Origin of the sequence: Streptomyces tuirus (assembly GCF_014701095.1) — a bacterium.
Lineage (GTDB): Bacteria > Actinomycetota > Actinomycetes > Streptomycetales > Streptomycetaceae > Streptomyces > Streptomyces tuirus.
The window spans coordinates 5,028,003-5,054,714 of the sequence record NZ_AP023439.1 but is presented as its reverse complement, the minus strand read 5'-3'; the positions used below and the strand labels follow the sequence as shown (position 1 = coordinate 5,054,714).

At 72.3% G+C, this 26,712-nt stretch carries 22 protein-coding genes; 5 read left to right on the top strand and 17 right to left on the bottom strand.

Going from position 1 to position 26,712, the window contains the following annotated elements:
• Positions 1 to 55 precede the first annotated feature (55 nt).
• The 4 genes from IGS69_RS23350 to IGS69_RS23335 form a co-directional block, all read right to left on the bottom strand.
• Positions 56 to 1,147, bottom strand: coding sequence for a YlbL family protein (locus IGS69_RS23350; RefSeq protein ID WP_190902484.1), 1,092 nt, complete (start codon positions 1,145 to 1,147; stop codon positions 56 to 58).
• Between the two features lie 101 nt (positions 1,148 to 1,248).
• A complete protein-coding gene (locus tag IGS69_RS23345; RefSeq protein ID WP_190902483.1) occupies positions 1,249 to 1,413 on the bottom strand; it encodes a hypothetical protein in 165 nt (54 codons plus the stop codon).
• Between the two features lie 171 nt (positions 1,414 to 1,584).
• Positions 1,585 to 2,043, bottom strand: coding sequence for a molybdenum cofactor biosynthesis protein MoaE (locus tag IGS69_RS23340; protein ID WP_190902482.1), 459 nt, complete (start codon positions 2,041 to 2,043; stop codon positions 1,585 to 1,587).
• A gap of 142 nt (positions 2,044 to 2,185) precedes the next feature.
• The gene (locus IGS69_RS23335; RefSeq protein ID WP_190902481.1) at positions 2,186 to 3,307 is read right to left on the bottom strand and encodes an SDR family oxidoreductase; all 1,122 of its coding nucleotides are present in this window, start codon (positions 3,305 to 3,307) and stop codon (positions 2,186 to 2,188) included.
• A 192-nt stretch (positions 3,308 to 3,499) separates the two neighbouring features.
• Here IGS69_RS23335 and IGS69_RS23330 point away from each other — a divergent pair, with 192 nt between their 5' ends.
• Together IGS69_RS23330 and IGS69_RS23325 are read left to right on the top strand one after the other, a co-directional pair.
• Positions 3,500 to 4,966, top strand: coding sequence for a zinc-dependent metalloprotease (locus IGS69_RS23330; protein ID WP_190902480.1), 1,467 nt, complete (start codon positions 3,500 to 3,502; stop codon positions 4,964 to 4,966).
• On the top strand, positions 4,963 to 5,490 hold the full coding sequence (locus IGS69_RS23325; protein WP_190902479.1) for an NUDIX hydrolase: 528 nt from the start codon (positions 4,963 to 4,965) through the stop codon (positions 5,488 to 5,490). Before IGS69_RS23330 ends, IGS69_RS23325 begins: the two co-directional genes overlap by 4 nt.
• 159 nt (positions 5,491 to 5,649) lie before the next feature.
• Here the strand turns inward: IGS69_RS23325 and IGS69_RS23320 are convergent, their stop codons facing one another.
• The 4 genes from IGS69_RS23320 to IGS69_RS23305 form a co-directional block, all read right to left on the bottom strand.
• On the bottom strand, positions 5,650 to 6,405 hold the full coding sequence (locus IGS69_RS23320) for an AIM24 family protein (RefSeq protein ID WP_190902478.1): 756 nt from the start codon (positions 6,403 to 6,405) through the stop codon (positions 5,650 to 5,652).
• A gap of 16 nt (positions 6,406 to 6,421) precedes the next feature.
• Positions 6,422 to 7,102: an AIM24 family protein gene (locus IGS69_RS23315; protein WP_031112077.1), complete on the bottom strand. Its 681-nt coding sequence runs from the start codon at positions 7,100 to 7,102 to the stop codon at positions 6,422 to 6,424.
• A gap of 11 nt (positions 7,103 to 7,113) precedes the next feature.
• Entirely contained in the window at positions 7,114 to 8,850 is a 1,737-nt protein-coding gene (locus tag IGS69_RS23310) for a TerD family protein (RefSeq protein WP_190902477.1), read from the bottom strand.
• 142 nt (positions 8,851 to 8,992) lie between these two features.
• The gene (locus IGS69_RS23305) at positions 8,993 to 9,601 is read right to left on the bottom strand and encodes a M48 metallopeptidase family protein (RefSeq protein WP_190902476.1); all 609 of its coding nucleotides are present in this window, start codon (positions 9,599 to 9,601) and stop codon (positions 8,993 to 8,995) included.
• Positions 9,602 to 9,952: 351 nt separating this feature from the next.
• Here IGS69_RS23305 and IGS69_RS23300 point away from each other — a divergent pair, with 351 nt between their 5' ends.
• On the top strand, positions 9,953 to 11,167 hold the full coding sequence (locus tag IGS69_RS23300) for a ThiF family adenylyltransferase (RefSeq protein WP_190902475.1): 1,215 nt from the start codon (positions 9,953 to 9,955) through the stop codon (positions 11,165 to 11,167).
• Complete coding sequence (locus IGS69_RS23295; protein WP_190902474.1) at positions 11,160 to 12,530, top strand: ABC1 kinase family protein; 1,371 nt, start codon at positions 11,160 to 11,162, stop codon at positions 12,528 to 12,530. The genes IGS69_RS23300 and IGS69_RS23295 overlap by 8 nt, the downstream gene beginning before the upstream one ends.
• Positions 12,531 to 12,546: 16 nt before the next feature.
• Here the strand turns inward: IGS69_RS23295 and IGS69_RS23290 are convergent, their stop codons facing one another.
• From IGS69_RS23290 to IGS69_RS23270, 5 genes are all read right to left on the bottom strand, one after another.
• Positions 12,547 to 12,765, bottom strand: a complete 219-nt coding sequence (locus IGS69_RS23290) for a hypothetical protein (RefSeq protein ID WP_190902473.1) — start codon at positions 12,763 to 12,765, stop codon at positions 12,547 to 12,549.
• A gap of 236 nt (positions 12,766 to 13,001) precedes the next feature.
• A complete protein-coding gene (locus IGS69_RS23285; RefSeq protein ID WP_190902472.1) occupies positions 13,002 to 13,325 on the bottom strand; it encodes a hypothetical protein in 324 nt (107 codons plus the stop codon).
• The gene (locus IGS69_RS23280) at positions 13,322 to 13,690 is read right to left on the bottom strand and encodes a WhiB family transcriptional regulator (RefSeq protein ID WP_190902471.1); all 369 of its coding nucleotides are present in this window, start codon (positions 13,688 to 13,690) and stop codon (positions 13,322 to 13,324) included. The genes IGS69_RS23285 and IGS69_RS23280 overlap by 4 nt, the downstream gene beginning before the upstream one ends.
• 173 nt (positions 13,691 to 13,863) lie before the next feature.
• Positions 13,864 to 14,190, bottom strand: a complete 327-nt coding sequence (locus IGS69_RS23275; protein WP_078885271.1) for a hypothetical protein — start codon at positions 14,188 to 14,190, stop codon at positions 13,864 to 13,866.
• A gap of 164 nt (positions 14,191 to 14,354) precedes the next feature.
• The gene (locus tag IGS69_RS23270; RefSeq protein WP_190902470.1) at positions 14,355 to 16,550 is read right to left on the bottom strand and encodes an ATP-dependent DNA helicase UvrD2; all 2,196 of its coding nucleotides are present in this window, start codon (positions 16,548 to 16,550) and stop codon (positions 14,355 to 14,357) included.
• 182 nt (positions 16,551 to 16,732) lie between these two features.
• Between IGS69_RS23270 and IGS69_RS23265 the strand changes: the two genes are divergently transcribed.
• Complete coding sequence (locus IGS69_RS23265; protein WP_030854849.1) at positions 16,733 to 16,975, top strand: mycoredoxin; 243 nt, start codon at positions 16,733 to 16,735, stop codon at positions 16,973 to 16,975.
• 130 nt (positions 16,976 to 17,105) lie between these two features.
• On the opposite strand, the gene nudC is transcribed toward IGS69_RS23265, so the two are convergent.
• The 4 genes from nudC to IGS69_RS23245 all read right to left on the bottom strand — a co-directional run bounded on the left by nudC (position 17,106) and on the right by IGS69_RS23245 (position 26,673).
• Entirely contained in the window at positions 17,106 to 18,050 is a 945-nt protein-coding gene (gene nudC / locus IGS69_RS23260) for an NAD(+) diphosphatase (RefSeq protein WP_190902469.1), read from the bottom strand.
• A 155-nt stretch (positions 18,051 to 18,205) separates the two neighbouring features.
• Positions 18,206 to 19,609, bottom strand: a complete 1,404-nt coding sequence (locus tag IGS69_RS23255) for a dipeptidase (RefSeq protein ID WP_190902468.1) — start codon at positions 19,607 to 19,609, stop codon at positions 18,206 to 18,208.
• Between the two features lie 10 nt (positions 19,610 to 19,619).
• Complete coding sequence (locus IGS69_RS23250; protein WP_190902467.1) at positions 19,620 to 23,195, bottom strand: ATP-dependent DNA helicase; 3,576 nt, start codon at positions 23,193 to 23,195, stop codon at positions 19,620 to 19,622.
• Between the two features lie 91 nt (positions 23,196 to 23,286).
• Positions 23,287 to 26,673 carry an ATP-dependent helicase gene (locus tag IGS69_RS23245; RefSeq protein ID WP_190902466.1) on the bottom strand — a complete coding sequence of 1,129 codons (3,387 nt, stop codon included), beginning with the start codon at positions 26,671 to 26,673 and terminating at the stop codon, positions 23,287 to 23,289.
• Between the last annotated feature and the right edge of the window lie 39 nt (positions 26,674 to 26,712).

The following is a 26,712-nucleotide window of genomic DNA, read 5'->3' as shown; positions in this document are numbered from 1 at the left end:
CCCATGCCCCTCCTGGGACCCTGCCCCTGTGGCCCTGTGGTGCCTTGGCTCCGGCCTACTTACCGCACTTCGGCAGGTCCGCGGTGTCGCCGCTGCGGATGTCCTTGAGAGCGCCGAGGGCGTCCTTGATGGTGCCCACCTTGATCAGGGTGAGGCCGTCGGGGGTGTCCTTGGCGGCGGTTGCGCAGTTGTCGGCGGGCGTCAGGAAGTACTGCGCGCCCTTGGCCCGCGCGCCCACGGTCTTCATCTCGATGCCGCCGATCGGCCCGACCTTGCCGGCGTCGTCGATCGTGCCGGTGCCGGCCACGAACCTGCCGCCCGTCAGGCTGCCCGGGGTGAGCTTGTCGTAGATGCCGAGCGCGAACATCAGCCCGGCGCTCGGTCCGCCGACGTCGGCGAGCTTGATGTCGATGGTGAACGGGAAGGTGTGGTCGGTTCCCGCGGAGATCCCCACGATGGCCCGCTTCTCACCCGCGTCGTCGGACGTCGTGGTGGTGATCGTGATGTCCTGCGTCTTGGTCGGCGTCCGCTTCTCCTTCTCCGCGGCGGCCTGCTCCTTGGCCGGCACGATCGTGAAGCGGACCTCCTGGCCCGGCTTGTGCCTGGTCACGAGCTTCGCGACGTCGGCCGGCTCCTTCACCGCCGTACCGTCGACGGCCTTGATCACGTCCCCCGCGTGCAGCTTGCCCTCCGCCGGGGACCCCTTGACGACCGTCGAGACGATCACCCAGGACTTCACCGGCACGTCCAGCTGCTTCAGGGCGGCGACCTTGGCGCTCTCCTGGGACTGGCTGAACTCCTCGGCGTTCTCCTGGGTGGACTGTTCCTCGGTCTTGCCGTCCGGGTAGAGCGTCTCGTGCGGCACGACCTTGTTGTCGTGCGCGAGCCAGCCGTAGACGGCCTCGACCAGGTTCATCCGGTAGTCGGCGCTCGTGACCCGGACCGTGGTCATGTTCAGGTGGCCACTGGCCGGGTACGTCTTCTTGCCCGCGATCTGCAGCACCGGCTCACCGTCGTGATCGCCCAGCGTGTTCACCGTCGGCCCCGGGGACATCTCCGCGTACGGCACGGGGATGAACACTCCCGCGCACAGGAGCGCGATCAGCATCAGGGTGGAGGCGAGCATCGTCGCGGTGCGGCGTGGCATGACACGACACTACGGGACGGTCCTGTCAGCGCACCGTCAGGGCCGCCCGTCCGGGGCGACCCTGCGCTTCACCACGCTTGTGACCTGCTGTTTCCTGCCTGTCAGGCCCCGGGCCGGGGCTTTTCCATGGCCTCCCGGAAGCGGGCGTAGCCGGTGAGCTCCGGGCCGTCGTTACGCGCCTTGCGGGTCCGGTTGGCCCAACTGCCCCAGAGCCCCGCGCCGATGGCAGCCACAAGCGGAATCAGCAACCAGGCGAGCGCCGCCATGCCGACCTCCAACCCCTTTGAGCGTCCGCAACTGACTGATCAGCAGATTAACGATCCGCAGTGACAACGCTCACGCCGGGGGTGCGGTTACGCAACCGGAAGACGGCCCCCACGATCAGCAGGCGCCGACCCGCCCTCCCGTCACCCGACCGCCACCCCTCAACGACAGCGCTACGCGCCGACCCATTCATTGGTGCCGTCGGAGAACTTCTGGTGCTTCCAGATGGGCACCTCGTGCTTGAGGTCGTCGATCAGCTTCCGGCAGGCCTCGAAGGCCTCTCCGCGATGCGGGCAGGAGACGGCGACGACCACGGCGAGATCCCCGACCCGGAGGTCCCCCACGCGGTGCACGGCCGCCAGGGCCCGCACCGGGAACTCGGCGGCGACCTTCTCGGCGATCCGCCGCATCTCGGCCTCGGCGCTGGGGTGGCACGAATACCCCAGCTCGTCGACGTCGGCACCGCCGTCGTGGTTGCGCACGGTTCCCACGAAGAGCGCGGTGCCGCCGGCAGCGTCGTCACCGACGGCCCGGAACACCTCGTCCAGGGAGAGGGCCGAGTCCCGGATCCCGATCAGCTTGATCGGATCCTGCGCGGCCTGCTCACCGGGGTGATCGTTCGTGGTTGCCATGGGTCCATCGTGCCGCACGCGACCGACAGCGTGGAATAGAGCTATCGACCGGCACGCGCGCGTACACGTTTGGAGTCTCCTACAGGGGCGTCCTTCTCGGCCTCTGCACGGAGCGGCCCCTCGAGACTGTGGGGAGCGCCTCTCAGATCCGCCGCCGGGCCTTCCGCGCCCGCCGCACCACCGCCGCCGCGCCCAGCAGCGCCACCGTCGCGCCCGCGGCACCCGCGGCCGTGGCGTCCTTGCGGCCCAGCCGCCGGCCGGCGACCGTGTGCCGGCCGGACACCTCCTCCAGGAGTTCCGCCAGCACCTCCTCGTTGGTGTACCGCGGCCGCCACCCGGCGTCGTGCAGCCGGCTGCCGCTCACCACCCAGGGGTACATCGTGTACGCCAGGTCCCCGGCCGGGGAGGGCGTGAGCCCGATCCGGTGCAGGCGCGCCGCCGCGCCCAGCGCGACCGCCGACGGCAGCTCCATCCGCCGGATCCCGCTCAGCTCCTCGACCTCCTCCTGCTCCAGCCAGCCGTCGCACCCGACGGTCAGTTCCCCGTCGACCTTCTCCAGAACCGCGTACTCCAGCGCGCTGCACAGGTCCTCGACGTGGCAGAACTGCCAAGCGGGCCGCGACCCTGCGACGACGAGCAGCCGGGGAGACTCGAAATACCTGGTCAGCGCGGTGTCCGTACCGCCCACCAGCACGGCCGGCCGGACCACGGTGACATTGAGCCCCGGGTGCGCCCGGGGCGCCCGGCGCGCCAGCCGTTCGATCTCCAGCAGGTCGCCCACCCCGGTCGCCTCCGCCGTGGCGCGCAGCTCGGCGTCCTCGGACAGCGGCAGCTCGTTGTCGGGCAGCGCCCCGTAGACCATCGCCGAGGTGCACAGCACGACCCGGTGCACACCGGCCGCCGCGGCGGCCGTCAGAACGGTCTGCGTCCCCCGTACGTTGTAGGCCGTTCGGGCGGCCGCGTCGGTTTCCAGATCGAGATCCAGCGCCAGGTGCACCACCACGTCGGCCCCGCGCAGCTTGTCCGCGATGGCCGGATCCCGCACGTCCAGGATGTGCCACTGGGCCGCCGCGCACTCGCCGCGCCGCTCGTCGATGGCCAGGACCTGCTTGACCTCGTCGGACGCGGCGAGCTGCTCCGTGAGCAGGGCTCCTACGCCGTACGCGGCACCGGTGACCGCGACGACGGGTCCGCGCGCCGCGGGACTCGCGGAACTGGTTGACTGGTTTCGCGCTGCGCGAACCTGCGGATCTGGGGAACTCACCGGGCGTCTCCAGCGGTTGTCTTCAGTACGAGCGCGTCCGACGCGTGCGTACCAGGTGGCATCCATCCTGCCGCAGGCCGTCAGTCGGCGAAGCACCGAGGCCCGATCCGCCCCAGGTGTCTACGCTGGGTGGTGTTGTCGGGCAGCCGTGCCGCCGGAAAGAACCGGCGGCCCTACCAGCCGAGGAATCCCGTGAGTGACACCCCATTCGGATTCGGCCTTCCGCCGGAGGAGCCGGACGACGGCGACGAGGGCAAGAAGAAGGACCAGCAGAGCGGTGGTGGTCAGGGACCGGCCAACCCGTTCGGTTTTGGCGGCCTGCCCGGAGCCGGAGGCTTCGGCGGAGGTCCCGGTGGCCCCGGCGGCCCCGGTGCGGACAATCCGTTCGCAGCCATGTTCGGGTCGCTGAACCCCACCGACCTGGGTGCCGCGTTCCAGCAGCTGGGCCAGATGCTCTCCTACGAGGGCGGCCCGGTGAACTGGGACATGGCCAAGCAGATCGCCCGCCAGACGGTCTCCCAGGGCAGTCCTGACGGCACCAAGGACGCCAGCGTCGGTCCCGCCGACCGCAAGGGCGTCGAGGAAGCCGTCCGCCTGGCCGACCTGTGGCTCGACGACGCCACGTCGCTGCCCTCCGGCGCCGCCTCCGCGGTCGCCTGGAGCCGCGCGGAGTGGGTCGAGGCGACCCTGCCCGCCTGGAAGGAGCTCGTCGACCCGGTCGCCGAGCGCGTCGGTACCGCCATGGGCGACGTCCTGCCGGAGGAGATGCAGGCCATGGCCGGCCCGCTGATCGGCATGATGCGCTCGATGGGCGGCGCCATGTTCGGCACCCAGATCGGGCAGGCCGTCGGCGTGCTCGCCGGCGAGGTCGTCGGCTCGTCCGACATCGGCCTTCCGCTCGGCCCGGCCGGCAAGGCCGCGCTGCTCCCGGTGAACATCGAGACGTTCGGCAAGGACCTGAGCGTCCCCCAGGAGGAGGTGCGGCTCTACCTCGCCCTGCGTGAGGCGGCGCACCAGCGCCTCTTCGCGCACGTGCCGTGGCTGCGCTCGCATCTGTTCGGCGCGGTCGACGGCTACGCCCGCGGCATCAAGGTCGACACGGCCAAGCTCGAGGATGTGGTCGGTCAGTTCGACCCGCAGAACCCGGAGCAGCTGCAGGAAGCCCTCCAGCAGGGCATGTTCCAGCCGGAGGACACGCCCGAGCAGAAGGCCGCTCTGGCCCGTCTGGAGACGGCTCTGGCGCTGGTGGAGGGCTGGGTGGACGCGGTGGTCCACGCCGCCGCGAAACCCCGCCTGGCGTCCGCGGACGCGCTGCGCGAGACGATGCGCCGCCGCCGTGCCTCGGGCGGACCCGCCGAGCAGACGTTCGCCACGCTGATCGGCCTGGAGCTGCGCCCGCGCCGTCTGCGGGACGCCTCCCGCCTGTGGGCCTCGCTCACGGACGCGCGCGGTGTCGACGGCCGGGACGCCCTGTGGCACCACCCGGACATGCTGCCGACGGCGACCGACCTGGACGACCCGGACGGCTTCGTGCACCGCGAGCAGATCGACTTCTCCGAGCTGGACAAGATGCTCGGCGAGGCGGCGGACAAGCCCGACCTGAAGAAGAAGGACCAGGGCGGGGCCGAGGACGAGAGCAAGGGCGACGACGCCGGGTGAGCCTGTACGACGACGCGGTCCTCGTACTGAAGGGGTACGAGGACCAGGCAGAGCTGCGCCAGGCCTACCTGGACCACCTGGCGGCACACCCGGACGGCCTGTGGAAGGCCTGCCACGCGGGTCACATCACGGCGAGCGCCCTGGTGATCGACCCCGAGGGCGGCCGGGTATTGCTGACTCTGCACAGGAAGCTGCGGATGTGGCTGCAGATGGGCGGCCACTGCGAGCCCGGCGACGCCTCCCTGGCGGACGCGGCCCTGCGTGAGGCGACGGAGGAGTCCGGCGTCCCGGGTCTCTCCCTGCTGCCCGGCGGCCCGGTGCGCCTGGACCGGCATCCGATCCCGCCGCCCTGCCACTGCCACTTCGACGTCCAGTACGCCGTCGTGGCACCCCCGGACGCGGCGCACGCGATCAGCGACGAGTCACTGGACGTGCGCTGGTTCGGGTACGACGAGGTGGCCGAGGTGGCGGACGATTCGGTCGTGCGGCTGCTGGCGGCGACCCGCGCGAGGATCACGAAGTGAGTCATATGTAAGGGGCGGCCGCCATGGAGGCCGCCCCTTACATCACGGCGGGTGCGCCCCGTCAGGGGCGCGGGGAACTGCGCGACCAGCCACGGACGGCCCGCGGCCTGACCCAGACCGCACAGCCCCCGAACCGAATCGGCCGAACCCGCGGAGCGCTCAGCTCCAGACGTTGCCCTGGTTCTGCCCCCGCGCTCCCTGCTGGCCCATGCCGTACTGCGCGGCAAGGCCGGAGCCGATCTGGGCGCCCTGCGGCGGCAGCAGCTCGCTGGGCTGGACGAGCGCGAAGCCGGTGCCCATGAAGCTCAGCTCCCAGCCCTCGCCGGTGCTGCCGCGCCGCCGCCACACCCCGGAGGAGTGCGTCTGGGCCTGCATCTGCACCCGCAGGCCCGTCGACCAGGCGACGATCGCGTCGGCGTCGCAGTTGACGTACTTGTCGGGCGTCACCTGCAGCGCCAGCGGCATGCCGGAGGTCATCAGGGCGACCTTGCCCCGGCCGGTGATGTTGAGCTGGTACTTCCCGGAGCCGGAGATGCCGTACAGGCTGTCCACGGCGATGACCTCGTGGTGCAGGGAGGAGTCCATCGCCAGCACATAGCTGCTGTCGACGGTGAGTCCGTCCTGGTCCACCTCCATGACGTGGACATGCTGCTTGAGGTTGGCGAGGTAGACCGTGCCCTGCCCGTGGCAGCGCATCAGGTCCAGGCCCTCCCCGGTCTGCGCACGCGCGCGTGACTGCTGGTTGCTCTGGAACTCGGCGTCGAACTCGACGAGGCCCTGGTAGGCGACCATCGTGCCCTTGCGGGCCAGGACGTCGTCGTGGCCCTCCAGGGCGACGCGCAGCATCTGCTTGTTCTGCAGACTCCAGCGTTCCTGGGTCTGCTGCTCGTTGTAGGCGAAAATCGGGCTCTGCATGGCGTGTGGCTCCCCCTCAGCCCCGGACCCGGAGGCGGTCGGTGCTGTCCTCGCTGGGCTGGACGACGACGATGCCCTGACCGGAGAAGGCCATCTGGTAGGCCTCGCCGCTGCCGCGGCCGATCAGCGACTGGGCCCGGAAACTGCGCTTGCCCTTCACCTTGAGGTTCGGGGACCAGGCGACGAGCGCGTCGGGGTCTACGTAGGTCTCGTCCTCGCCGCCCCCGCAGTCGACGACGATGGGCTTGCCCCGGGAGGTCAGCGCGACCCAGCCCTGCCCGGAGATCTTGGTGTTCCACAGGCCCTGCCCGGCGAACTTCGCCAGGCCCTTGACCCGCTCCACGCCCCAGGTGAGGTGGGCGTCGAAGGCGAGCAGGTTGGTGGCGTTGACGGAGATGCCGTCGCCGTTGAGGTTGATCACGACGACGTTCGCCCCGTAGTCGGCGAGGTAGAGCAGACCGTCGCCGGAGCACTTCATCAGGGGCGCGCCCTCGCCGGTCATCCAGTCCTTGGCGATCTGGCGCACGGCCGGCGGGTTGGGCTCGTACTGGACGAACCCTTCGTAGGCGACCATCGACCCCACGCGCGCGAGGAGGTCGTTGCCGGTCTGCATGGCGACCTTCAGCATGTGGTTGCCGTGGTTCTCCATGCGGGCGGTGACGGGTGCGGGGGCGTGGCCCGCGAGTTGCTGTGTCATGACGGGCTCCCTCAGACCTCGTACGGCTGGACGACGATGAAGTTGCCGGGCGCTCCCCGGAACTGGAGGTTCACGCTCTCCCCCGTGTCGCCGGGGTAGGCGTTGCGGCGCATCCGCACCTGGCTGGAGACGACGACCTGGGCGGCGGCCGACCAGGCGACGACGGCGTTGCAGTCGGCGAACGTGGTGGGCGTGACGGGCAGCACCACGGGAGTGCCGTGCGTCTTCACGACGATGGTGCCGGTGCCCTGGAACTGCATGGTGAACAGTGCGCCGCCGGGGATGCCGTGGCCCTCGATGCGGCGGACCTCATAGGTGAGGCTCTCGTCGAACGCGAGGACGTTCTCGGCGGAGACGCAGACGGCGTCGCCCTGCAGCTCGAGGGGGTGCAGCATGGTCGAGTTCTCGGCGAGGAACACCTGTCCCTGGCCCGTGCAGCGCATCAGCTGCATCTCCTGGCCGGTCGTGTTGCCCACGATCCGCCCGGCGAACCCGGCGCCCTTGTAGCTGAAGTCGACCTTGCCCTGGTAGAGCACCATGCTGCCCTGCCGGGCCAGCACGGGCTGTCCGCCGATGCCGAGGTCGACGCGGACGAGCTTCTTGTTCTGCTGCGTCCAGCGCTGCCCGGTGGGGGTCTCCTTGAACTGCTGGAGCGCGCCGGACACACCGGGGCCCTGGGGAGCGCCTTGAGGGGCGCCCTGCGGGACTCCCTGAGGGGTTCCGTAGGGGGCCTGCCCGTACGGCGGCTGCTGCTGTCCGTAGCCGGGGGGCGGGGTGGGCTGTCCGTAGCCGGGCGGCGGGGCCGGGGCGTGGGGCGCCTGAGGCGCGTGAGGTGCCTGGGGCTGGCCGTAGCCCGGAGGCGGCGGGGCCGTCTGACCGGGGACCTGGCCGTACTGCGGCGGCTGCTGGCCCGGCTGGCCGTACGGCGCGGGCGCCGGGGCCGGAGGCGGCACCTGCGAGCCACCCGGCGGGGTGTGCAAGGGCGCGACGATGGTCGGGGCGGCGTGCACCTGGGGTGCGGGCGCCGGGGCCGGAGGCGGGGTGGCGCCGGACGGGGGCGCGAAGCCCTGGGCGGCCGGCTGGGGCGCGGGTGCGGGAGGCGCCGCCGGTGCCGGGGCGGGTTCCGCAGTGGCCGGGACGCCGAACGCGGGCGGGGCGAAGCCCGGGGCGGCGCCCGCCTGCGGCTGCTGCGGCGCAGGCGCGGGAGCGGGCGTCTCCTCCTCGGCCACCTCGCCGCCGAAGTTCTTCAGCAGCGCGTCCAGGCCGCCGTCGAAGCCCTGCCCGACCGCGGCGAACCGCCAGACGTCCTTCAGGTAGAAGTCGCCCAGCATCACGGCCCGTTCGGTGGAGAACTCCGAGCCGCTGAACGAGTAGCGCGCCACCTCCTCGCCACCCGCGACGATGCGGATATAGCCGGAGGCGATCTGCGACATCTGGCCGGCGCCGTCGATCGTCGCGGTGAAGGACAGCTTCTGGATCTGCGACGGGATCCGGTCGAGCGTCACGCGGAAGGACTCCGTGTCGCCCGCCTGGGCGCCCAGGAGCTGAATGGACTCCTCGGGGGACTTCGGCTGGTTGAAAAAGACGAAGTACCGGTCGTCCGAGAGCCGTTCATCGGCGTCGAGGCCGAAGCAGCTGATGTCGAAGCTCAGTCCGGGGCCGGCGATCTGTACACCTACGTACAGATCCGTGCCCGCGGTGAGGTCACTGATCCTGGCCTTGTGGCCGCGTTGGAATTCCCTGGCCATGCGTAACGACCGTCCCCCATCCAGTACGTGATTGCGTCGCGCCAGGCTAACGGCAAAGTCGGACACCGGACGAGGTCGGTACAGAGCCGGTACAGAACGGCCGCTCGGCCGTATCGGCTGTTCGCTCGCGGAAAGCGGGCGGTCACCTCGCGGGGCTCTCACCCCGCGCGCCGGGTACGTGGGGCAACCGCTCGGCGGCGACCACGCCTTCGAGGTATCCGCGGGCCCGCTCCGTGCGCGGATAAGCCTTGAGGAGTTCCCAGAAGCGTGGCCCGTGGCCGTGGACGAGCAGATGGGCGAGTTCGTGGACGAGGACGTAGTCGACGACGTACTCGGGCATGCCCTGGAGGCGGTGGGAGAGGCGGATGCTGCCCTCAGCGGGGGTGCAGGATCCCCAGCGCGTGTTCTGGTTGGTCACCCAGCGCACCGACGCGGGCCGGGCCCGGCCGTCGAAGTACAGGTCCGACAGACGCCGGGCCCGCTCGGCCAGCTCGGCGTCACCGAGGGTCCGCTTGCTCTCCTGGGCGGCCAGCTTGTCGAGCATGACGTTCACCCAGCGTTGCTCCTCCGCCTCGGACATGCGGGCGGGGATGAGGACCACGGTGCGATCGCCCTCGCGGTACGCGGAGACCGTTCTGCGTCGGCGGGCGCTCCTGCGGACCTCGATCGCGCTCGCCCCCGAGCCGCTCGGCGGCTGGCTCGTCTTGCTGCGGTGTGGCGTTCCGGCGCGGTGCAGTGGGTCGGCGGGCACGCCCCGACGTTACCCGCTGCACACGGGGAAGTCCCGACTCCGGGACGGTTCGGTGCCGCCGCTCCCATCGGCCGCCGGATTTGTACGACGAATGCCCGGGCCTGTGGACAACTTTCGGCAGCCGGCGACGGGGTTGGGCATGCTGGATCCCGTCGGCGACGCGATGGCGGGGCCGGTCCGGCACCAAGGGCCGTCTTCCGCGCTCGGGGCTGGCCTGCGCCGGGCGTGCCCGTGCCCGGGCCGGGCCCGGGCACGGGCCCTGCTTGCGACCGGCCTCGGCGTGACCTGCCCGGGCCCGCATCCTCGCTCCGCCGGCATACGGGGACGATCTACGGCATACGGGGGCCTGTCATGCATCCGATGGTGAAACCCGCGCTCAGGCGCGGCTGGCGCGACCTCAACACCGTGCAGTTCGGGATGACACCGGCGCATGCGATGACTGTGGGCCCGATGGACCTGGCGACGGGCAGCTTCCTCGACCTGCTGAACGGCACGCGGGGGCTGGAGCTCCTGCGCGAGGAGGGACGCCGCATGGACCTGCCCGACGGTCATGTCGACGGGTTGGTGCGGGGGCTCGCCCGGGCCGGGCTGCTGGACGACGCCCACGGCGGCGGGCCGGTGGCCGACGCCCTGCGGAAGAAGAAGGAGGTCCTCGACCGGCTGCGCCCCGACCTGGCCTCCCTGTCCCTGACGACCTCGGCCCCCGGGGAGGCGATCGGGCAGCTGGCGGCCCGGCGCTCGCAGCGCGTGCAGGTGCGGGGCGCGGGCCGGGTGGGTGCCGTGCTGGCCTCGCTCCTGGCCGGGGCCGGCGTGGGCGAGGTGGACGTGCTCGACGGTGGCCGTGTGGAGCGGTGGGACGTCGCGCCGGGCGGGCTTCCCGCGGAGTCCGTCGGCGACCGCAGGGACGAGTCGGCCCGCCGTGCCGTGCGCCGGGCGGCCCCGGACCGGCCGCGGCGCCGCGCGACGGCCCGAAGATCCCCGGAGGCGGGGGACCCGGGATTCTCGCTGGTGATCATCGCCCCGCGGGACGATGTCGCCGTGCACGCGCCCGACCCGGCCGCCGCCGAGCCGCTGCTGGCTTCCGGGACACCCCATCTGTACGCCGGTGTCGTGGAGGGCACCGGCGTGGTCGGCCCCCTCGTGCTGCCCGGGGAGACGAGCTGCGCGGGGTGTCTGCAGGAGGGCCGCGCCGACCGGGATCCGGCCTGGCCCCGGCTGGTCGCCCAGTGGCGCTCCGGCAGGCAGCGGCAGGTCCGGCCCTGCGACCTGGCGCTGGCCACGACCGTGGCCGGCCTGGCGGCAGCACACGCGCTCGCTTTCCTGGACGGCCGGGTCCCCTCCAGTGCCGGGTCACGCTGGGAGGTCTCCGTCCCCGGTCTCCACTGGCGTGCTCGGTCGATCCGGGCACATCCGGAATGCCCCTGCGCGGCGGTGGAGAGAGGAAAAGGGGAGCACCTCTCGGAGGACGGGGAGTCGCACGAGACAATGGCGGTGCAACGGCCGTCGGAGCAGTGCCGTGAGGCAGAGGCGGAGCGGCCGGCTGGGACTTGGAGGGCGCATGTCTGATCTTCCCCGGAAGGCGGTTACCCGGACCGCCAAGCTCGCCGCGCTCCCGCTCGGCATCGCCGGGCGGGCGACCTGGGGATTCGGCAAGCGGATCGTCGGCGAATCCGCCGAGCTCGTCGGCCGCGAGCTCCAACAGCGCACGGCTGAGCAGCTGTTCAAGGTGCTCGGCGAGCTCAAGGGCGGGGCCATGAAGTTCGGCCAGGCCCTGTCCGTCTTCGAGTCCGCGCTGCCCGAGGAGGTGGCCGGCCCCTACCGGGCCGCGCTGACCAAGCTCCAGGAAGCCGCGCCGCCCATGCCGACCCGCACGGTGCACGCGGTGCTGGAGGAGCGGCTCGGCGAGGGCTGGAACGAGCTGTTCCTGGAGTTCGAGGACAAGCCCGCAGCGGCGGCATCGATCGGCCAGGTCCACCGGGCGGTGTGGCACGACGGCCGCGAGGTCGCGGTCAAGGTGCAGTACCCGGGCGCCGGTGAAGCCCTGCTGTCGGACCTGAACCAGCTGAGCCGCTTCTCGCGGCTGCTCGGTCCGCTGATCCCCGGCATGGACATCAAGCCGCTGATCACGGAGCTGAAGGACCGCGTCTCCGAAGAGCTGGACTACGGTCTGGAGGCCCAGGCCCAGCAGGCCCACGCGGCGGAGTTCACGGACGACCCGGACGTGGTCGTGCCCCAGGTGGTCCACCAGTCCGACCAGGTCCTGGTCACCGAGTGGATGGACGGCATCCCGCTGTCGGAGATCATCTCGGACGGCACCCAGGAGCAGCGCGACCGTGCCGGTCAGCTCCTGGCCCGCTTCCTTTTCTCCGGCCCCGCCCGCACGGGCCTGCTGCACGCCGACCCCCACCCGGGCAACTTCCGGCTCCTGCCCGGCGGCCCGGAAGGTGAGGACGACTGGCGCCTCGGGGTCCTGGACTTCGGCACGGTCGACCGGCTCCCGGGTGGCCTGCCGGCCACCATCGGCGAGTCTCTGCGGATGACCCTCGACGGGGAGGCCGAGGCGGTCTACGAGTTGCTGCGCGTGGAAGGGTTCGTCAAGGAGACGATAGAGCTGGACCCGGACGCGGTCATGGACTACCTGCTACCGATCATCGAGCCGGCCCAGGTCGAGGAGTTCACCTTCACCCGGGGCTGGATGCGCAGCCAGGCCGGCCGTGTCGCCGACATCCGCTCCCCCGCCTACCAGCTCGGCAAGCAGCTCAACCTGCCCCCGTCCTATCTGCTGATCCACCGGGTGACGCTGAGCACGATCGGCGTGCTGTGCCAGCTCGGAGCGACAGTGCGGCTGCGTGAGGAGCTGGAGGAGTGGCTGCCGGGGTTCGTCCCGGAGGACCCGGCGGACGGCGAGGAAGCCGTGGCGGAGGCGTGAGCCGGGGCCGTGGGTGTCACCACCAGTCCGAGTCCAGGCGCCCCTCGATTGATCTGATGTTCTCCCGGGAGCAGGTCTCGCAGTAGTGGCGGCGGGCGCCGTCCTCCACGGAGTAGGTCCAGGTGAGGGGCGGACCGTCGGTCAGGACGTCGGCCGATGTGCCGCAGCGGGCACAGACCAGGCGCCGCGGCTGCGCGGCGGCGCGGTCGTCACTGCCTCCTGAAGGACTCGTCACCTGGCGACGATAACTCCGCACCCGGAGACACGGGTGACACAACGCCCCCGGGGTTCAGCGGCGCACCATCCGGCGCGAAGGCCACGACGCCTGGGGCCCGATGGATGCCGTGCTCCCTCCCGCACAACGCACCACGGGGGCCGGTCCGTTCGGCACGGACCGGCCCCCGTGGTGCGAGGTCGGCGGCGGCAGCCCGGGCTCATGGGCCGGGCTGTCCCCACGTCAGGTGCGGCGGGTTACTGCATGACCGCCATGGCGAGCGCCCGGCGGGCACGCAGGGAAGCGCGCTCCGCCCTGCGCTGCATCCGGCGGGCGGCCATCAGGCGCACGGCCTGTCGATCCCGCTCCGCCTCCTGCAGTCGCTCGCGCATATGCGCGCGAGCCATGGCTTCTGGGATGAGTTGCATCTCTCGGGTCCTGTTCTGACGCGAGTCCTTCGCGCCGGTGATGGTGAAGTCTTGGTTCGCGGAGCCTGCGGGCTCGTCAGTGGACGGCTTCATCGGGGCCTGCTTCTGGGGGTCGTGCGTGAGGGGGCGGTCGATCGTTCCTGCGGTGTTCATGCCGTGACCGGGTTCTTGCGCGGGCGACCACGCGGCCGCTTCCGGGCGACGACGACACCCTGGACGAACAGCTCGCCACCCCAGACGCCCCAGGGCTCACGCCGCTCCTTGGCACCGGCGAGGCAGGCCTCGACCAGCGGGCAGGTACGGCAGAGGGACTTGGCGTACTCGACGTCCGCGGGCGACTCGGCGAAGAAGACCTCCGGGTCGTAGGAACGGCACGGGACCGGTACGCCGAGGTTCTCGATGGCGTCGTCGAGCGCGGTGAGCGCAGTGAGCGGGGTCAAGGTGGGGTCCTCCGTGGAGCCGGGCTTGGGGATCGGGGCGGAAGGCGGTACGGACGGGGCGTGCGCTTCGAGTTGCACGGTTCGTCTTCCTCGTCTGTTCGTTCCGGCCTGTTGGCCGGGGGGTGGTGGTACCGGGTTCTTTTCTTGTCCCGAGGCTCCTTCGGTCCGTCATCCCTGTTCAGGGACAAACAGAAGGGCCGCGGATCCCGGATGGGGTTCCGCGGCCCTGAAGGCGCCGGCCTGATCTGAGATCAGGCTGGATCACTCCAGGGTTCTGGCCCACGGAAGGCCCACATCTGGTGGTGCTGCGTCGTCTGCTTCCGGAATCCGGCACCGGTTGCCGTAAAGGCATAGGCCTGTGCCTGTGCCGCTACTGCCGCTTCCAGTGCCTTGGTCGGTCGCTCATTGCGCTCGCGGACGGGAAGGCCCGCGGGAGCAGCGGAGGAGGACGCCGGACGGACGGCACGAATGCCGGACAGACCGGTGCCCAGGTTCGAAACGCCGAGCATGCACGCGGAGACGGCCGAGCGATCGGTCATTTTCACGATGCTGACGGAGCTGGTGTTGATGCTGATCACTGGACTCGCCTCCTCTCGGCGTCTCGGGGGACTGGACGAACCAGTCCTGCGGATATGCAAGTAGAACACGGAATCAGGGCCTCCGAGAAGGCCGCTGCTCTCGTGCCTAAGAACCTATGGGGATTCCTGGGGCATGCGCAAACTATTTTTTCGACGAGTTAGTGTCAGTCCGGATCTGTGCTCTCGGCGGATGACTGGCCTGCGCAGAGGGCCAGTACGTCGGCCCCGTAGCGGGTGAGCTTGCGCATCCCGACGCCCGGGATGCGGGCGAGCTCACGCTCGTCGTCGGGGGCGGTCTCGGCGATCGCCATCAATGTGCGGTCCGTGAACACGCAGAAGGCGGGCTGGCCGCTGCTGCGTGCCTGGTCGGCGCGCCACTCGCGCAGCCGCTCGTACAGGCCCTCGTTCATGTCGGAGGGGCAGTCGTCGCAGCGCATCAGTTTCATCTCGCCCGGGTCGGTCAGCGTGCGGCCGCAGACCCGGCAGCGGGCGGGAACTCGCTGAGCCCGTCTCGGGGCGGACTCCCTGGTTCCGGGGATTCCGCGCTCGATTCCGCCCGCCGCGCCCGCGGAGGTGCGGCCCGTGGTGGCCGTCGAGCCGGGGCGCAGTCCGTCGAGGAAGCGGCTGGGGCGGCGGTTGGGGCGGCCCCCGGGTGAGCGGGAGAGCGCCCAGGAGACGCGGAGGTGCTCGCGCGCCCGGGTCACACCGACATAGAGGAGGCGGCGTTCCTCCTCGATCTGTTCGTCGGTCTTGGCGTAGGTGATCGGCATCATGCCCTCGGCCACGCCGACCAGGAACACGACGTCCCACTCCAGGCCCTTGGCCGAGTGCAGGGAGGCGAGGGTGACGCCCTGCACGGTGGGGGCGTGCTGGGCGTTCGCCCGTTCGTCGAGTTCGGCGACGAGGTCGGCCAGGGTGGCGCCCGGTTTGGCGGCGGCGAAGTCCTGGGCGAGGTTCACCAGGGCGGCCAGGGACTCCCAGCGCTCTCGCACGGCGCCGGAGCCGGCCGGTGGCTGCGTCGTCCAGCCCTCTCCCGACAGCACGGCACGCACCTGGGAAGGAAGGTCGACGACGTCGTCGAGGAGGGAGTCGTTGCCGCCGAAGCGGGCCGCGCCGCGCAGGGCGATGCCCGCCTTGCGCACCTCCGGGCGGTCGAAGAACCGCTCGGCGCCACGCAGCTGGTAGGGCACTCCCGCGTCGGCCAGGGCCTGCTCGTAGGTCTCGGACTGGGCGTTCGTACGGAAGAGGATCGCGATCTCGGAGGCCGGGACGCCCGAGTCGATGAGTTCGCGGATCCGGCGGGCCGCGCCTTCGGCCTCGGCGGGCTCGTCGGTGTACTCGGCGTAGACGGGCTCGGGCCCCGCGGGGCGCTGGGAGACGAGCTCCAGGCGGTGGTCGGCGGCCCGGCCCCGGGCCTGGGCGAGCAGGCCGTTGGCGAGGTGGACGACCTGGGGGGTGGAGCGGTAGTCGCGGACCAGTTTGACGACCGTGGCAGCGGGGTGGCGGGTGCGGAAGTCGAGCAGATGGTCCGGGGTCGCCCCCGTGAAGGAGTAGATCGTCTGGCTGGCGTCCCCGACCACGCAGAGGCTGTCGCGCTCGCCCAGCCACAGTTCGAGCAGGCGCTGCTGGAGGGGGCTGACGTCCTGGTACTCGTCGACCACGAAGTGCTGGTACTGGGCGCGGATCTGCTCGGCGATGTCGTGCCGGTCCTGCAGGACGGCCACGGTCAGCAGCAGCACGTCCTCGAAGTCGATCACGGACCGCTCGCGCTTGACGTCCTCGTAGGCGGCGTAGAGCTGGGCGATCTCAGCGGGGTCGCGGGGGGACTCGCGGCCGGCCTTGGCTGCGGCGGGCGCGTAGTCGGCGGGGACGGTCTGGGTGACCTTGGACCACTCGATCTCGGCAGTGACGTCCCGCAGCTCGCCCCGGTCGAGACGGATGCGACAGGCGGCGGCCGCGTCGGCGACGAGCTGGATCTTGCGGTCGACGAGCCGGGGCATGGAGCCGCCGATGGCTTTCGGCCAGAAGTACTGGAGCTGACGCAGGGCGGCCGAGTGGAACGTGCGGGCCTGGACGCCCGCGGCGCCGAGCTGGCGCAGCCGGCCGCGCATCTCCCCGGCTGCGCGATTGGTGAAGGTGACGGCGAGGACGCTGGAGGGGTGCAGGATGCCGGCGCGCACTCCGTAGGCGATGCGGTGGGTGATCGCCCGGGTCTTGCCCGTGCCCGCGCCCGCCAGGACGCACACCGGACCGTGCAGGGCCGTCGCCACCTCGCGCTGCTCGGGGTCGAGCCCTTCGAGCACCGCGTCGGCGGAGTCCGGTACCTGCGGGAACAGGGTGGAGTGCGTTGCTGCTGTCACACGGCCATGCTGCCAGGTCGCGCGAGACGGCAGCGCCGGTTGTCCACAGGCGGGCACTGATAGTCGCATCAATGCGGCAGGCGTCACGTCGGGCCGGGCCCGGGGACCGGGAATGGTGGACCTTTCACATACGTTCCCCGACTGCGACCACCCGACCGAGCCACCTGAGGAGTACGAGAGACATGCTGGGCACTGTGACGATGTACAGCACCACGTGGTGCGGCTACTGCCGCCGGCTGAAGAGCCAGATGGACCGCGAGGGCATCGCGTACACCGAGATCAACATCGAGCAGGACCCGGATTCCGCCGCGTTCGTGGAGAAGGCGAATGGCGGAAACCAGACAGTGCCCACCGTCCTGTTCCCGGACGGCTCGACGCTCACGAACCCGTCGCTGGCGCAGGTGAAGCAGAAGATCGGCGCCTAGTCGTCGCGTGTTCGTGCGGGGAAGGCGGCTCCTGAGACAGCTCAGGGGCCGCCTTCCAGCACGTTCGCTCATCGCCGCGGAGCGGTCGACGCCCGTGCCGGAGTCCCGTACGGGCCGGTCACCGGCGGCGTCAGGCGACGCTCCGCGTCGGGAGCGGCTTGCCGTACCAGAGCTCGATCAGGCGGGCCGCGATCGAGATGCCGTAGGGCGGGAGCACCTCGCCGGACTCGAAGGCGGCGTGCAGCTCCTCGCGGGAGAACCAGCGGGCTTCGTGGATCTCGTCACCGTCGACCTCGATCTCGGTCGAGGTCGCGCGGGCCATGAAGCCCAGCATGAGGCTGGACGGGAAGGGCCAGGGCTGACTGGCGACGTACTCGACCTGGCCGACGCTGACGCCGACCTCCTCGAGGACCTCCCGGCGCACCGACTGCTCGATGGACTCACCGGGCTCGACGAAGCCCGCCAGCGTCGAGAAGCGGCCCTCGGGCCAGTGGACCTGGCGGCCGAGCAGGATGCGGTCGTCCTCGTCGGTCACGGCCATGATCACGGCCGGGTCCGTGCGCGGGTAGTGCTCCGCGCCGCAGGCCGGGCAGCGGCGGATGTGCCCGGCGGCGGCGATGACGGTGCGCTCGCCGCAGCGTGAGCAGAAACGGTGCGTGCGCTGCCAGTTCTCCAGGCCCACCGCGTGCACCATCAGGCCCACGTCGCGGGCCGACAGCAGCGCGCCCGCCTCGCGCAGGCCTGCCGGGCGTGCGGACTGGTCCATGCGCCCGGGCAGGGAGTCCTTCTGGAGGGCGAAGTAGCTGACGCCGTCCTCGTCGTTGCCGAGGAAGTAGCGGTGGGCCTCGGTGAGAGGGGCCTCGAAGGACGGGGTCATGACGAGTTCGGTGCGTCCGTCCGCCGTCTCGTCGATGAGGACCTGTCCGCCGGAGACGACGAAACAGCGCGTCGTCGGGTGGCTCCACGCCGCCGCGAGCCAGGCCTCGTCGAGCCGGTGGTGAGCGGCCCGGTCGATGCCGCTCGGGGCGGTGAGCGAGATGGGGCGGTCGGCGTTGGGGTCGGTCCAGGTGGTCACGGGTGCTTCCAACTCCCCGGTGGAACGGTCGGGTTCGGCAGGCGGTTCAGTGGGACGTACGGCGGGAGGCGACCGGGTCCGGCGGGCTCGGGCGGTGCGGGGCGGCGCCTCCAGTGTGCCCCGCGCGCGTGCCCGGCCCGGACAGGACGGTGGGCTCAGGGCGCATGGCGCCAGTTCTCGGCGAGGTCACCCCACAGGTACGCGGTGGTCTCGACGCCCTTGAGGAGGAGGTCGAGTTCGACTTTCTCGTTCGGGGCGTGCCAGCCGTCCGAGGGGACGGAGATGCCCAGGAACAGCACCGGGGCGCCGAGGACGTCCTGGAGGTCGGCCGCCGGTCCGGAGCCGCCCTCGCGCGTGAAGCGGACCGGCTTCTCGAACGCCCGGCCCATGGCGCGGGTGACCGACTCCAGAGCCGGGTGGTCGAGCGGCGTCAGGCACGGGCGCGTGGCCCCGCTGAACGTGACGTCGCAGCGGATTCCCGGCGGCACCTGCTGCTCGGCCCAGGCGCGGACGGCCTTCTCCACATGGCCGGGGTCCTGGCCCGCCACCAGGCGGAAGGACAGCTTCACCAGGGCGGAGGAGGGGATGATCGTCTTGCTGCCGGGGCCCTGGTAGCCGCCGCCGATGCCGTTGACCTCCGCGGTGGGGCGGGCCCAGATCCGCTCCAGGGTGGTGTAGCCGGCCTCTCCCTGGGCCGCGTAGGACTTGGCCGTGCGCAGCCACTGCTGCTCGTCGAAGGGCAGTTCGGCGAGGAGTTCGCGCTCGCGGTCGGTGAGTTCGACCACGCCGTCGTAGAAGCCGGGGATCGCCACGCGTGCGTGCTCGTCGTGCAGGGCGGCGACCAGGCGGGCGGCGGCCGTCGCCGGGTTGGGTACGGCGCCGCCGAAGGAGCCGGAGTGGATGTCCTGGTCGGGGCCGTGCAGGCGTATCTCGCACTCGGCGAGGCCGCGCATGCCGGTGCAGACGGTGGGGGTGTCCTCGGACCACATGCCGGTGTCGGAGACGATCACGGCGTCGGCGGTGAGCCGCTCGGCGTGCAGCTCGACCAGGGCCCGGAAGTGCGGGGAGCCGGACTCCTCCTCGCCCTCGACGAGCAGCTTGAGGTGCACGGCCGGGGTGGTGCGGCCGGTGGCGGCGAGGTGGGCGCGGACGCCGAGGGTGTGGAAGAACACCTGGCCCTTGTCGTCGGCCGCCCCGCGCGCGTAGAGGCGGTTCCCGCGCACGACCGGCTCGAAGGGCTCGCTCTCCCAGCCGTCCTCCCGGGCGGCGGGCTGCACGTCGTGGTGGCCGTAGACCAGGACCGTGGGCGCCTGCGGGTCGTCACTGGGCCACTCGGCGAAGACGGCGGGCGCACCCGCGGTCTGCCAGACCTCGGCCGTCGGGAAGCCGGTCTCCTTCAGCTTGGCGGCGAGCCAGTCGGCGCTGCGTCGTACGTCGGGCGCGTGGTCCGGCTGGGCGGACACCGACGGGATGCGCAGCCACTCGGTGAGGTCGTCGAGGAAGGCGGCGCGGTGCTGCTGGATGTACGTACGGACGACGCTGTCCGGGGTCTGGCTCATGGTCACGAGCCTATCGGCCCGCACCGTCCTCCTCGGAGTGCGGTTCCTCACCGGGCGGCTCCTCGCTGAGCAGCCGCTCCAGTGCCGCGCGGTCCGGCAGGCCGTCGGGGCGGACGATCTCACCGCTGCGTACGTACAGGAACGCGGCCGTGACGGCCTCCGGGGGGACGCCCTGCTGCTCGGCCCATGCGATGCGGTAGACGGCCAGCTGGAGGGGATCGGCGGTACGTGCGCGGTTGGTCTTCCAGTCGACGATCTCGTAGGTCGCGCGCTCACCGTCGCCCACCTTGTAGACGGCGTCGATGCGGCCCCGTACGACGCGGCCGGCGAGCGCCAGCTGGAAGGGGACCTCCACCCGGTAGGGCGTGCGGTGCGCGTACTCGGTCTGCTCGAAGGCCTCCTTGAGGGACTCCAGGTCCCGTTCGTCGGAGATCTCCGCGTCGCTGCCCGGCAGCTCCTCCGGCTCCAGCATGGGCAGCGTCAGCGCTTCGAAACGGGCCTCGACCCAGGCGTGGAAGCGGGTGCCGCGGCGGGCGGCCGGCTGGGGTGGCCGGGGCATGGGGCGGGCCAGCTCCTGGGCGAGGCCGTCCGGGTCGGCGGCCAGGAGCAGCAGCTGGGAGGCCGTGAGGGACGTGGGCAGGGGGACCTCGGTGACGCTGTCGCGGGCGCGCAGGAGCTCGCCGGTGAGGGCGTCGAGGTCGCGGTCCCAGGAGGCGATGGTGCGGGCTTCCTCCGGGGTGAGGTGCGGCCTGGGGTGTCGCCGGGGGTCCTGGGGTTCCGGTGGTCCCGCCTGGTGGGGGACCGTGGGGGCGTGCGCCGGCCGTGCGTCTCCGTCCGCCGGCCCGTCTGCTTCCGTGAAGGCATCTCCGTCGATGGCGTCTTCTTCTTGGGGCGCCGGGGAGGCCGGTGCGTCGAGGGCCTCGTCGTCGAAGGCGTCTTCGTCGTGGTCAAAGGGGTCTTCGTCGTAGTCGAAGGGGTCCGGTTCGTCGTAGGGAGGCTCGTCGTCCTCGGGGGGCGGCGGCCACTCCGGGTCGTCGAGGGCGTCCGGGTCGTGCACGGCCGCGGGGTGCCCGGCCTCCTCGGACGCGAGGCCCTCGAGGTGGGCCAGGACGGTCTCGGCGGCGGCGCGGCGGCGGGCCAGGGCCGCCGCGTCCAGGGGCAGGGGCCAGACCTGGTCGGCCGTCGCCCGGTGCAGGGCCGGGTTGTCCTCGTCCTCGGCTGGTTCGTCCGCCCAGGCCTCGATCTCGCCGTACCCGGCTTCGCAGTGCTCGTAGAGGGCCTGGAGGAACGCGGACGGCCCGCGGCGCTTCTTCTGAGTGGGCCCCCACCAGTGGCCGGAGCCCAGGAGGAGGGAGCGGGGGCGGGTGAAGGTGACGTAGCCGAGGCGGAGCTCCTCGGTGTGCTGGTGGTCCTTCATGGCCTCGTGGAAGGCCTTCAGGCCCTTGGCGTCCCAGGACGTCACGTCGGGCAGGGTGTCGGCGTCGCCGCGCAGCCCGTGCGGCAGGACCTTGCCCTGGGAGGTCCACTTCTCGCGGCCCTGGCTGCTGGGGAACGTGCCGGTGACCAGGCCGGGGACGACCACGACGTCCCACTCCAGGCCCTTGGACTTGTGGGCGGTGAGCACCTTGACGGTGTTCTCGCCGCCGGGCAGGGCGTTGTCGAGGCCCTTCTCGTACTGGGCGGCGGTGCGCAGGAAGCCGAGGAAGGCGAGCAAGGACGCCTCGTTGTCGCCGGCGGCGAAGGAGGCGGCGACGTCCAGGAAGTTGGACAGGGTCTCGCGGCGGCGGGCGGCCAGGGCGTGCGGGGAAGCCGACAGCTCGACCTCCAGGCCGGTGACGGCGAGGACGCGGTGCAGGACGTCCATCAGCGGGTCGGCCAGGGAGCGGCGCAGCTCGCGCAGTTCGGTGGCCAGCCGGGCGAAGCGCACGCGCGCGTCGGGCGAGAACGGCAGTCCGTCGTCGTCCCCGCGGCCGTCCAGTGGTGTTTCGAGGAAGGTGTCGAGGGCGTCCGCGAGGGAGATCACCTCGGACGGGTCCACCCCTTCGACGGCTTCGGCCAGGCGGCGGTCCTGGTCGTCGTCGTCCGCCACGCGCGCGTGGGCCACGAGGAGCCGGGCGCGCCGCCCCAGGAGGGCGAGGTCGCGCGGGCCGATGCGCCAGCGCGGGCCGGTGAGCAGGCGCACCAGGGAGGCGTTGGCGCCGGGGTCCTGGAGGACCTCGCAGACGGCGACGAGGTCGGCGATCTCGGGAAGGTGCAGCAGCCCGGACAGGCCGACGACCTCCACCGGGATGTCCCGGGCGACCAGGGCGCCCTGGATCTCGGCGAAGTCGGTCGCGGTGCGGCACAGGACGGCGATCTCGCCGGGCGCGGTTCCGGTCCGGACGAGGTGGGCGACGGAGTCGGCGGCCCAGTCGATCTCCTCGGCGTGGGTGGGCAGCAGAGCGCAGCGGACGATGCCGTCGCGTTCGGCGCCGGGGGCCGGGCGGAGGGCCTCCACGCCCGCGTGGAGGGCGCGCAGGGGCTCCGCGAGACCGTTGGCGAGGTCGAGGAGGCGGCCGCCGCTGCGGCGGTTCTCGCTGAGGGACTGGCGGGTCGCGGGCCGGCCGTCGGCGTGGGGGAAGTGCTCGGGGAAGTCGTCGAGGTTGGCGACGGAGGCGCCGCGCCAGCCGTAGATCGCCTGGCACGGGTCGCCGACGGCGGTGACGGGGTGGCCGGTGCCCTCGCCGAACAGGCCCGCCAGGAGGACGCGTTGGGCGACCGAGGTGTCCTGGTACTCGTCGAGCAGGACCACGCGGAACTCGTCGCGCAGGACCTGGCCCACTTCGGGGGTTCCGGCGAGCCGGGCCGACAGGGCGATCTGGTCGCCGAAGTCGAGCAGGTCCCGCTCGCGCTTGGCGGTCCGGTAGCGGGTGACCAGCTCGGCGAGTTCGCGCCGGGCGGCCGCGGCTTCCGGGACCTTGCGCAGGTCGGCGTTGCTGAGCTTGGCGCCTCGCAGGGTCAGCAGCAGTTCGGCGTCGTACGCGCGCAGTGCCTCCGGGCGCACGAGGTGCTCGGCGAGTTCGGAGTCGAGGGCGAGGAGGTCGCCGACGAGGTCCGGGAAGGAACGGGTCAGGGCCGGGTAGGGCCCGGGGGCCTCGCGCAGCACACGCGCGGCAAGCTGGAAGCGGGTGGCGTCGGCGAGCAGCCGGGACGTGGGCTCGAGACCGATGCGCAGGCCGTGGTCGGTCAGTAGGCGGCCCGCGAACGCGTGGTAGGTGGAGATCACCGGCTCGCCCGGCGGGTTGTCCGGGTCGATGGCGTCCGGGTCGGTGACGCCGGCCTTGACCAGCGCCTTGCGGACGCGCTCGGCGAGTTCGGCGGCGGCCTTGTTGGTGAAGGTGAGGCCGAGCACCTGCTCGGGGGCGACCTGGCCGGTGCCGACCAGCCACACCACGCGTGCCGCCATCACCGTCGTCTTGCCCGAGCCGGCTCCGGCCACGATGACCTGCGGGGCGGGCGGCGCGGTGATGCAGGCCGTCTGCTCCGGGGTGAACGGGATGCCGAGGAGCTGCTTGAGCTGTTCGGGGTCGGTGATACGGGCTGGCACGTCAGAGAGGCTAGCGGCGCCCACTGACAGTGGTGGCCGCATAGGCGTTCGGGACGGTCCAAGCGCAGGTCACCACGGGTGGTGCGATACCTCACTCCACGACGTGGCGCCCCTCCTGCCGCGCGCTGCACGAGGCTCGGAACGCGCAGTGCGTGCAGTGCTGGCCGGCGGTCGGCGTGAACCGTTCGTCGAGGACCTTGCCGGCGGCGGTGGCGAGCAGGTCGCCGACCCACTCCCCCTCCAGCGGCTCCTGGGCCTGCACCTTGGGCAGGCTCTCGCCGCCGTCGCGGTTGGCCGCCCCCTGCCGCAGGTGGACGAGTTCGGCGCCGCCCGGCTCGGGGCGTCCGCCGTCGAAGGCCTCGTCGACGGCCCCCTCGCGGACGGCCAGCTGGTAGACGGCGAGCTGCGGGTGCCGCTCCACCTCCTTGGAACTGGGCGCCTGCTTGCCGGTCTTGAAGTCGACCACGTAGGCGCGGCCGTCGCCGTCCGCCTCGACCCGGTCCATCTGGCCGCGGATGCGGACCTGGTAGTCGCCCGCTTCGAGGGTGACGTCGAAGTCGTGCTCGCTGGCCACCGGGGTCCGGCCGGTGCGGTTCGTCACGTGCCACTGCAGGAACCGTTCGAGCGCCACGCGCGCGTTGTCCTTCTCCTGGGCCGACTTCCACGGCGCGTCGAAGGCCAGCGCGTTCCACACGGAGTCGAGGCGTTCCATGAGGACGGTGAGGTCGGCGGGAGTGTGCCCGGAGGCGACCTCGTCGGCGAGGACGTGCACCACGTTGCCGAAGCCCTGGGCGACGGTCGCGGGCGCGTCGGCCTTCACCTCGCGGCCGAGGAACCACTGGAGGGCGCAGGTGTTCGCCAGTTGGTCGAGGGCGCTGCCGGAGAGCACCACGGGCTGGTCGCGGTCGCGCAGCGGCACCTTGGACGCGGTCGGCTCGAACATGCCCCACCAGCGGTAGGGGTGCGCGGACGGCACCAGGGGGCGGCCGTCCTCGTCGGCGAGGGCGGCGAGCCGGGCCAGGCGGCGGGCGGCGCCCTCCCGGAGGGCGTCGGAGACGCGCGGGTCGACGGTGGTGGCGCGCAGTTCGGCGACGAGCGCGGCGACGGACAGCGGGCGCCGGGGGCGCCCGGTGACGTCCTTGGGTTCGACGCCGAGTTCGGTCAGGAAGCGCGAGGGCTGGTCGCCGTCGTCCGCGGGGGCCTTGACGGCGGTGACGACGAGGCGTTCACGCGCGCGCGTGGCGGCCACGTAGAACAGGCGGCGCTCCTCGGCGAGCAGCGCGCCGGGGGCGAGGGGTTCGGCGAGTCCGTCGCGCCCGATGCGGTCGGCCTCCAGGAGGGAGCCACGGCGGCGCAGGTCCGGCCACAGGCCCTCCTGGACGCCCGCGACGACCACGAGGCGCCACTCCAGTCCCTTGGAGCGGTGCGCGGTCATCAGGCGGACGGCGGCGGGGCGTACGGCTCGCCTGGTGAGGGTGTCGGCGGCGATGTCCTCGGCGTCGATCTCCGCCAGGAAGTTCAGGGTGCCCCGGCCTCCGGTGCGTTCCTCGGCGCGGGCGGCGGTGGCGAACAGGGCGCAGACGGCGTCCAGGTCGCGGTCCGCGTTGCGCCCGGCGGCGCCGCCCCGGCGGGCGGCCCGTTCCAGACGGGTGGGCCATGGCGTGCCTTCCCACAGGTCCCACAGCGCCTCCTCGGCCGTGCCGCCGCCGGCGAGGCGTTCGCGGGCCTTGCGCAGCAGGGCGCCGAGGCGCTGGGCGCCCCGCGCGTACGTGGGGTCGTGCACGGCCAGGCGCTCCGGCTCGGCGAGCGCCCGGGCGAGCAGCACGTCGGAGGGCGGCGGCAGCGGGTTGCCGGCGGCCCTCTCCTCGTCGCGCAGGGCGCGGCCGAGACGGCGCAGGTCGGCGGCGTCCATGCTCGCGAGGGGCGAGGTCAGGAGGGTGAGGGCGGTTTCGGTGTCGAGCCAGCAGGTGTCCTGCGACGCACCAGGAACGTCCTCTGGCGCATCAGGAACGCCCTCTGGCGCATCAGGAACGTCCTCTGAGGAAGGCTCCCTGGCGCCGGCCTCCCGCCGCTCGGTAGACCCCGCCTCCGCCGCTGCCACCGCCCGCAGTGCCGTCAGCAGCGGCGCCACCGCAGGTTCCTGCCGCAGGGGCACGTCGTCACCGTCGACGTCCACGGGGACGCCCGCCGCCGTGAGGGCGCGGCGGACCGTCGGGATGGTGCGGGAGCCGGCGCGCACCAGGACGGCCATGTCGCTCCAGGCGACGCCGTCCTCCAGGTGAGCCCGGCGGAGGATGTCGGCGATGTTGTCCAGCTCCGTCCCGGCCGTCGGGTAGGTGTACGCCTCGACGCGGCCGCCGTCCCGCACGGGGGCGAGCTCGCGGTGGGCGCGCACCTTATCGGCGGGCAGACGGGTCAGCGGCATCCGCTGGGTGAGCAGCCGGGTGGCGGCGAGCAGGCCGGCGCCGGAGCGGCGGGACGTGCGCAGCACGGAGACGGGCGCCGGGCGGCCGTCCGCGCGGGGGAAGGCGTGCGGGAAGTCCAGGATGCCGTTGACGTCGGCACCGCGGAACGCGTAGATCGACTGGTCGGGATCGCCGAAGGCCACGAGCGTGCGGCCACCGCCGGCCAGGGCGTCCAGCAGTCGTACCTGAGCGGGATCCGTGTCCTGGTACTCGTCGACGTAGACGGCGTCGTACCGGGCGGCGAGCCACGCCGCGACTTCGGGGCGGCGGGCGAGGAGCACCGCGCGGTGGACGAGTTCCGCGTAGTCGATCACGCCCTGCAGGTCGAGCACGTCGAGGTACTCGGCGAGGAAGGCGGCCGCGGCGCGCCAGTCGGGCCGTCCCGTGCGGCGGGCGAAGGCGTCCAGGGCGTCGGGGCCGAGGCCCAGTTCACGGCTGCGGGCGAGAACCGCGCGGACCTCGTCGGCGAAACCGCGGGTGGTCAGGCAGGCGCGCAGTTCGTCCGGCCAGCGCACATGAGCCAGTCCGAGCCGTTCCAGACCGACCTGGCCCGCGAGCAGCTCCCGCACCGAGACGTCCTGCTCGGGACCGGAGAGCAGGCGCAGCGGTTCGACGAACAGGTCGTTGTCCTGGTGGGCGCGGACCAGGGCGTAGCAGAACGAGTGGAAGGTGGTCGCCTGGGGAGCGCGGGCCGCCCCGGCCCGCCGGGCCATGCGGTCGCGCAGCTCGACGGCGGCCTTGCGGCTGAAGGTGAGGACCAGGATGCGCTCGGGGTCCCCGCCCCGGGCGACGCGTTCGGCCACGGACTCGACGAGCGTAGTGGTCTTTCCGGTGCCCGGGCCTGCGAGGACGAGCAGCGGGCCGCGCGTGTGGTCAACCACGGAGCGCTGCGAGGCGTCCAAACGAGGGGGGTCCACCCGAGCAGGAGGGGTACGTACCAGTCGGTAAGCGCCACGGCTCCCCCGCCGCGCCCGGGGGTGCGACAGGCCGCTGGTGAAGGAAGAGGAGCTCACGTGGTTCGCCGGTTCTGGTGGAAGTGCTGGTTGGCGGGC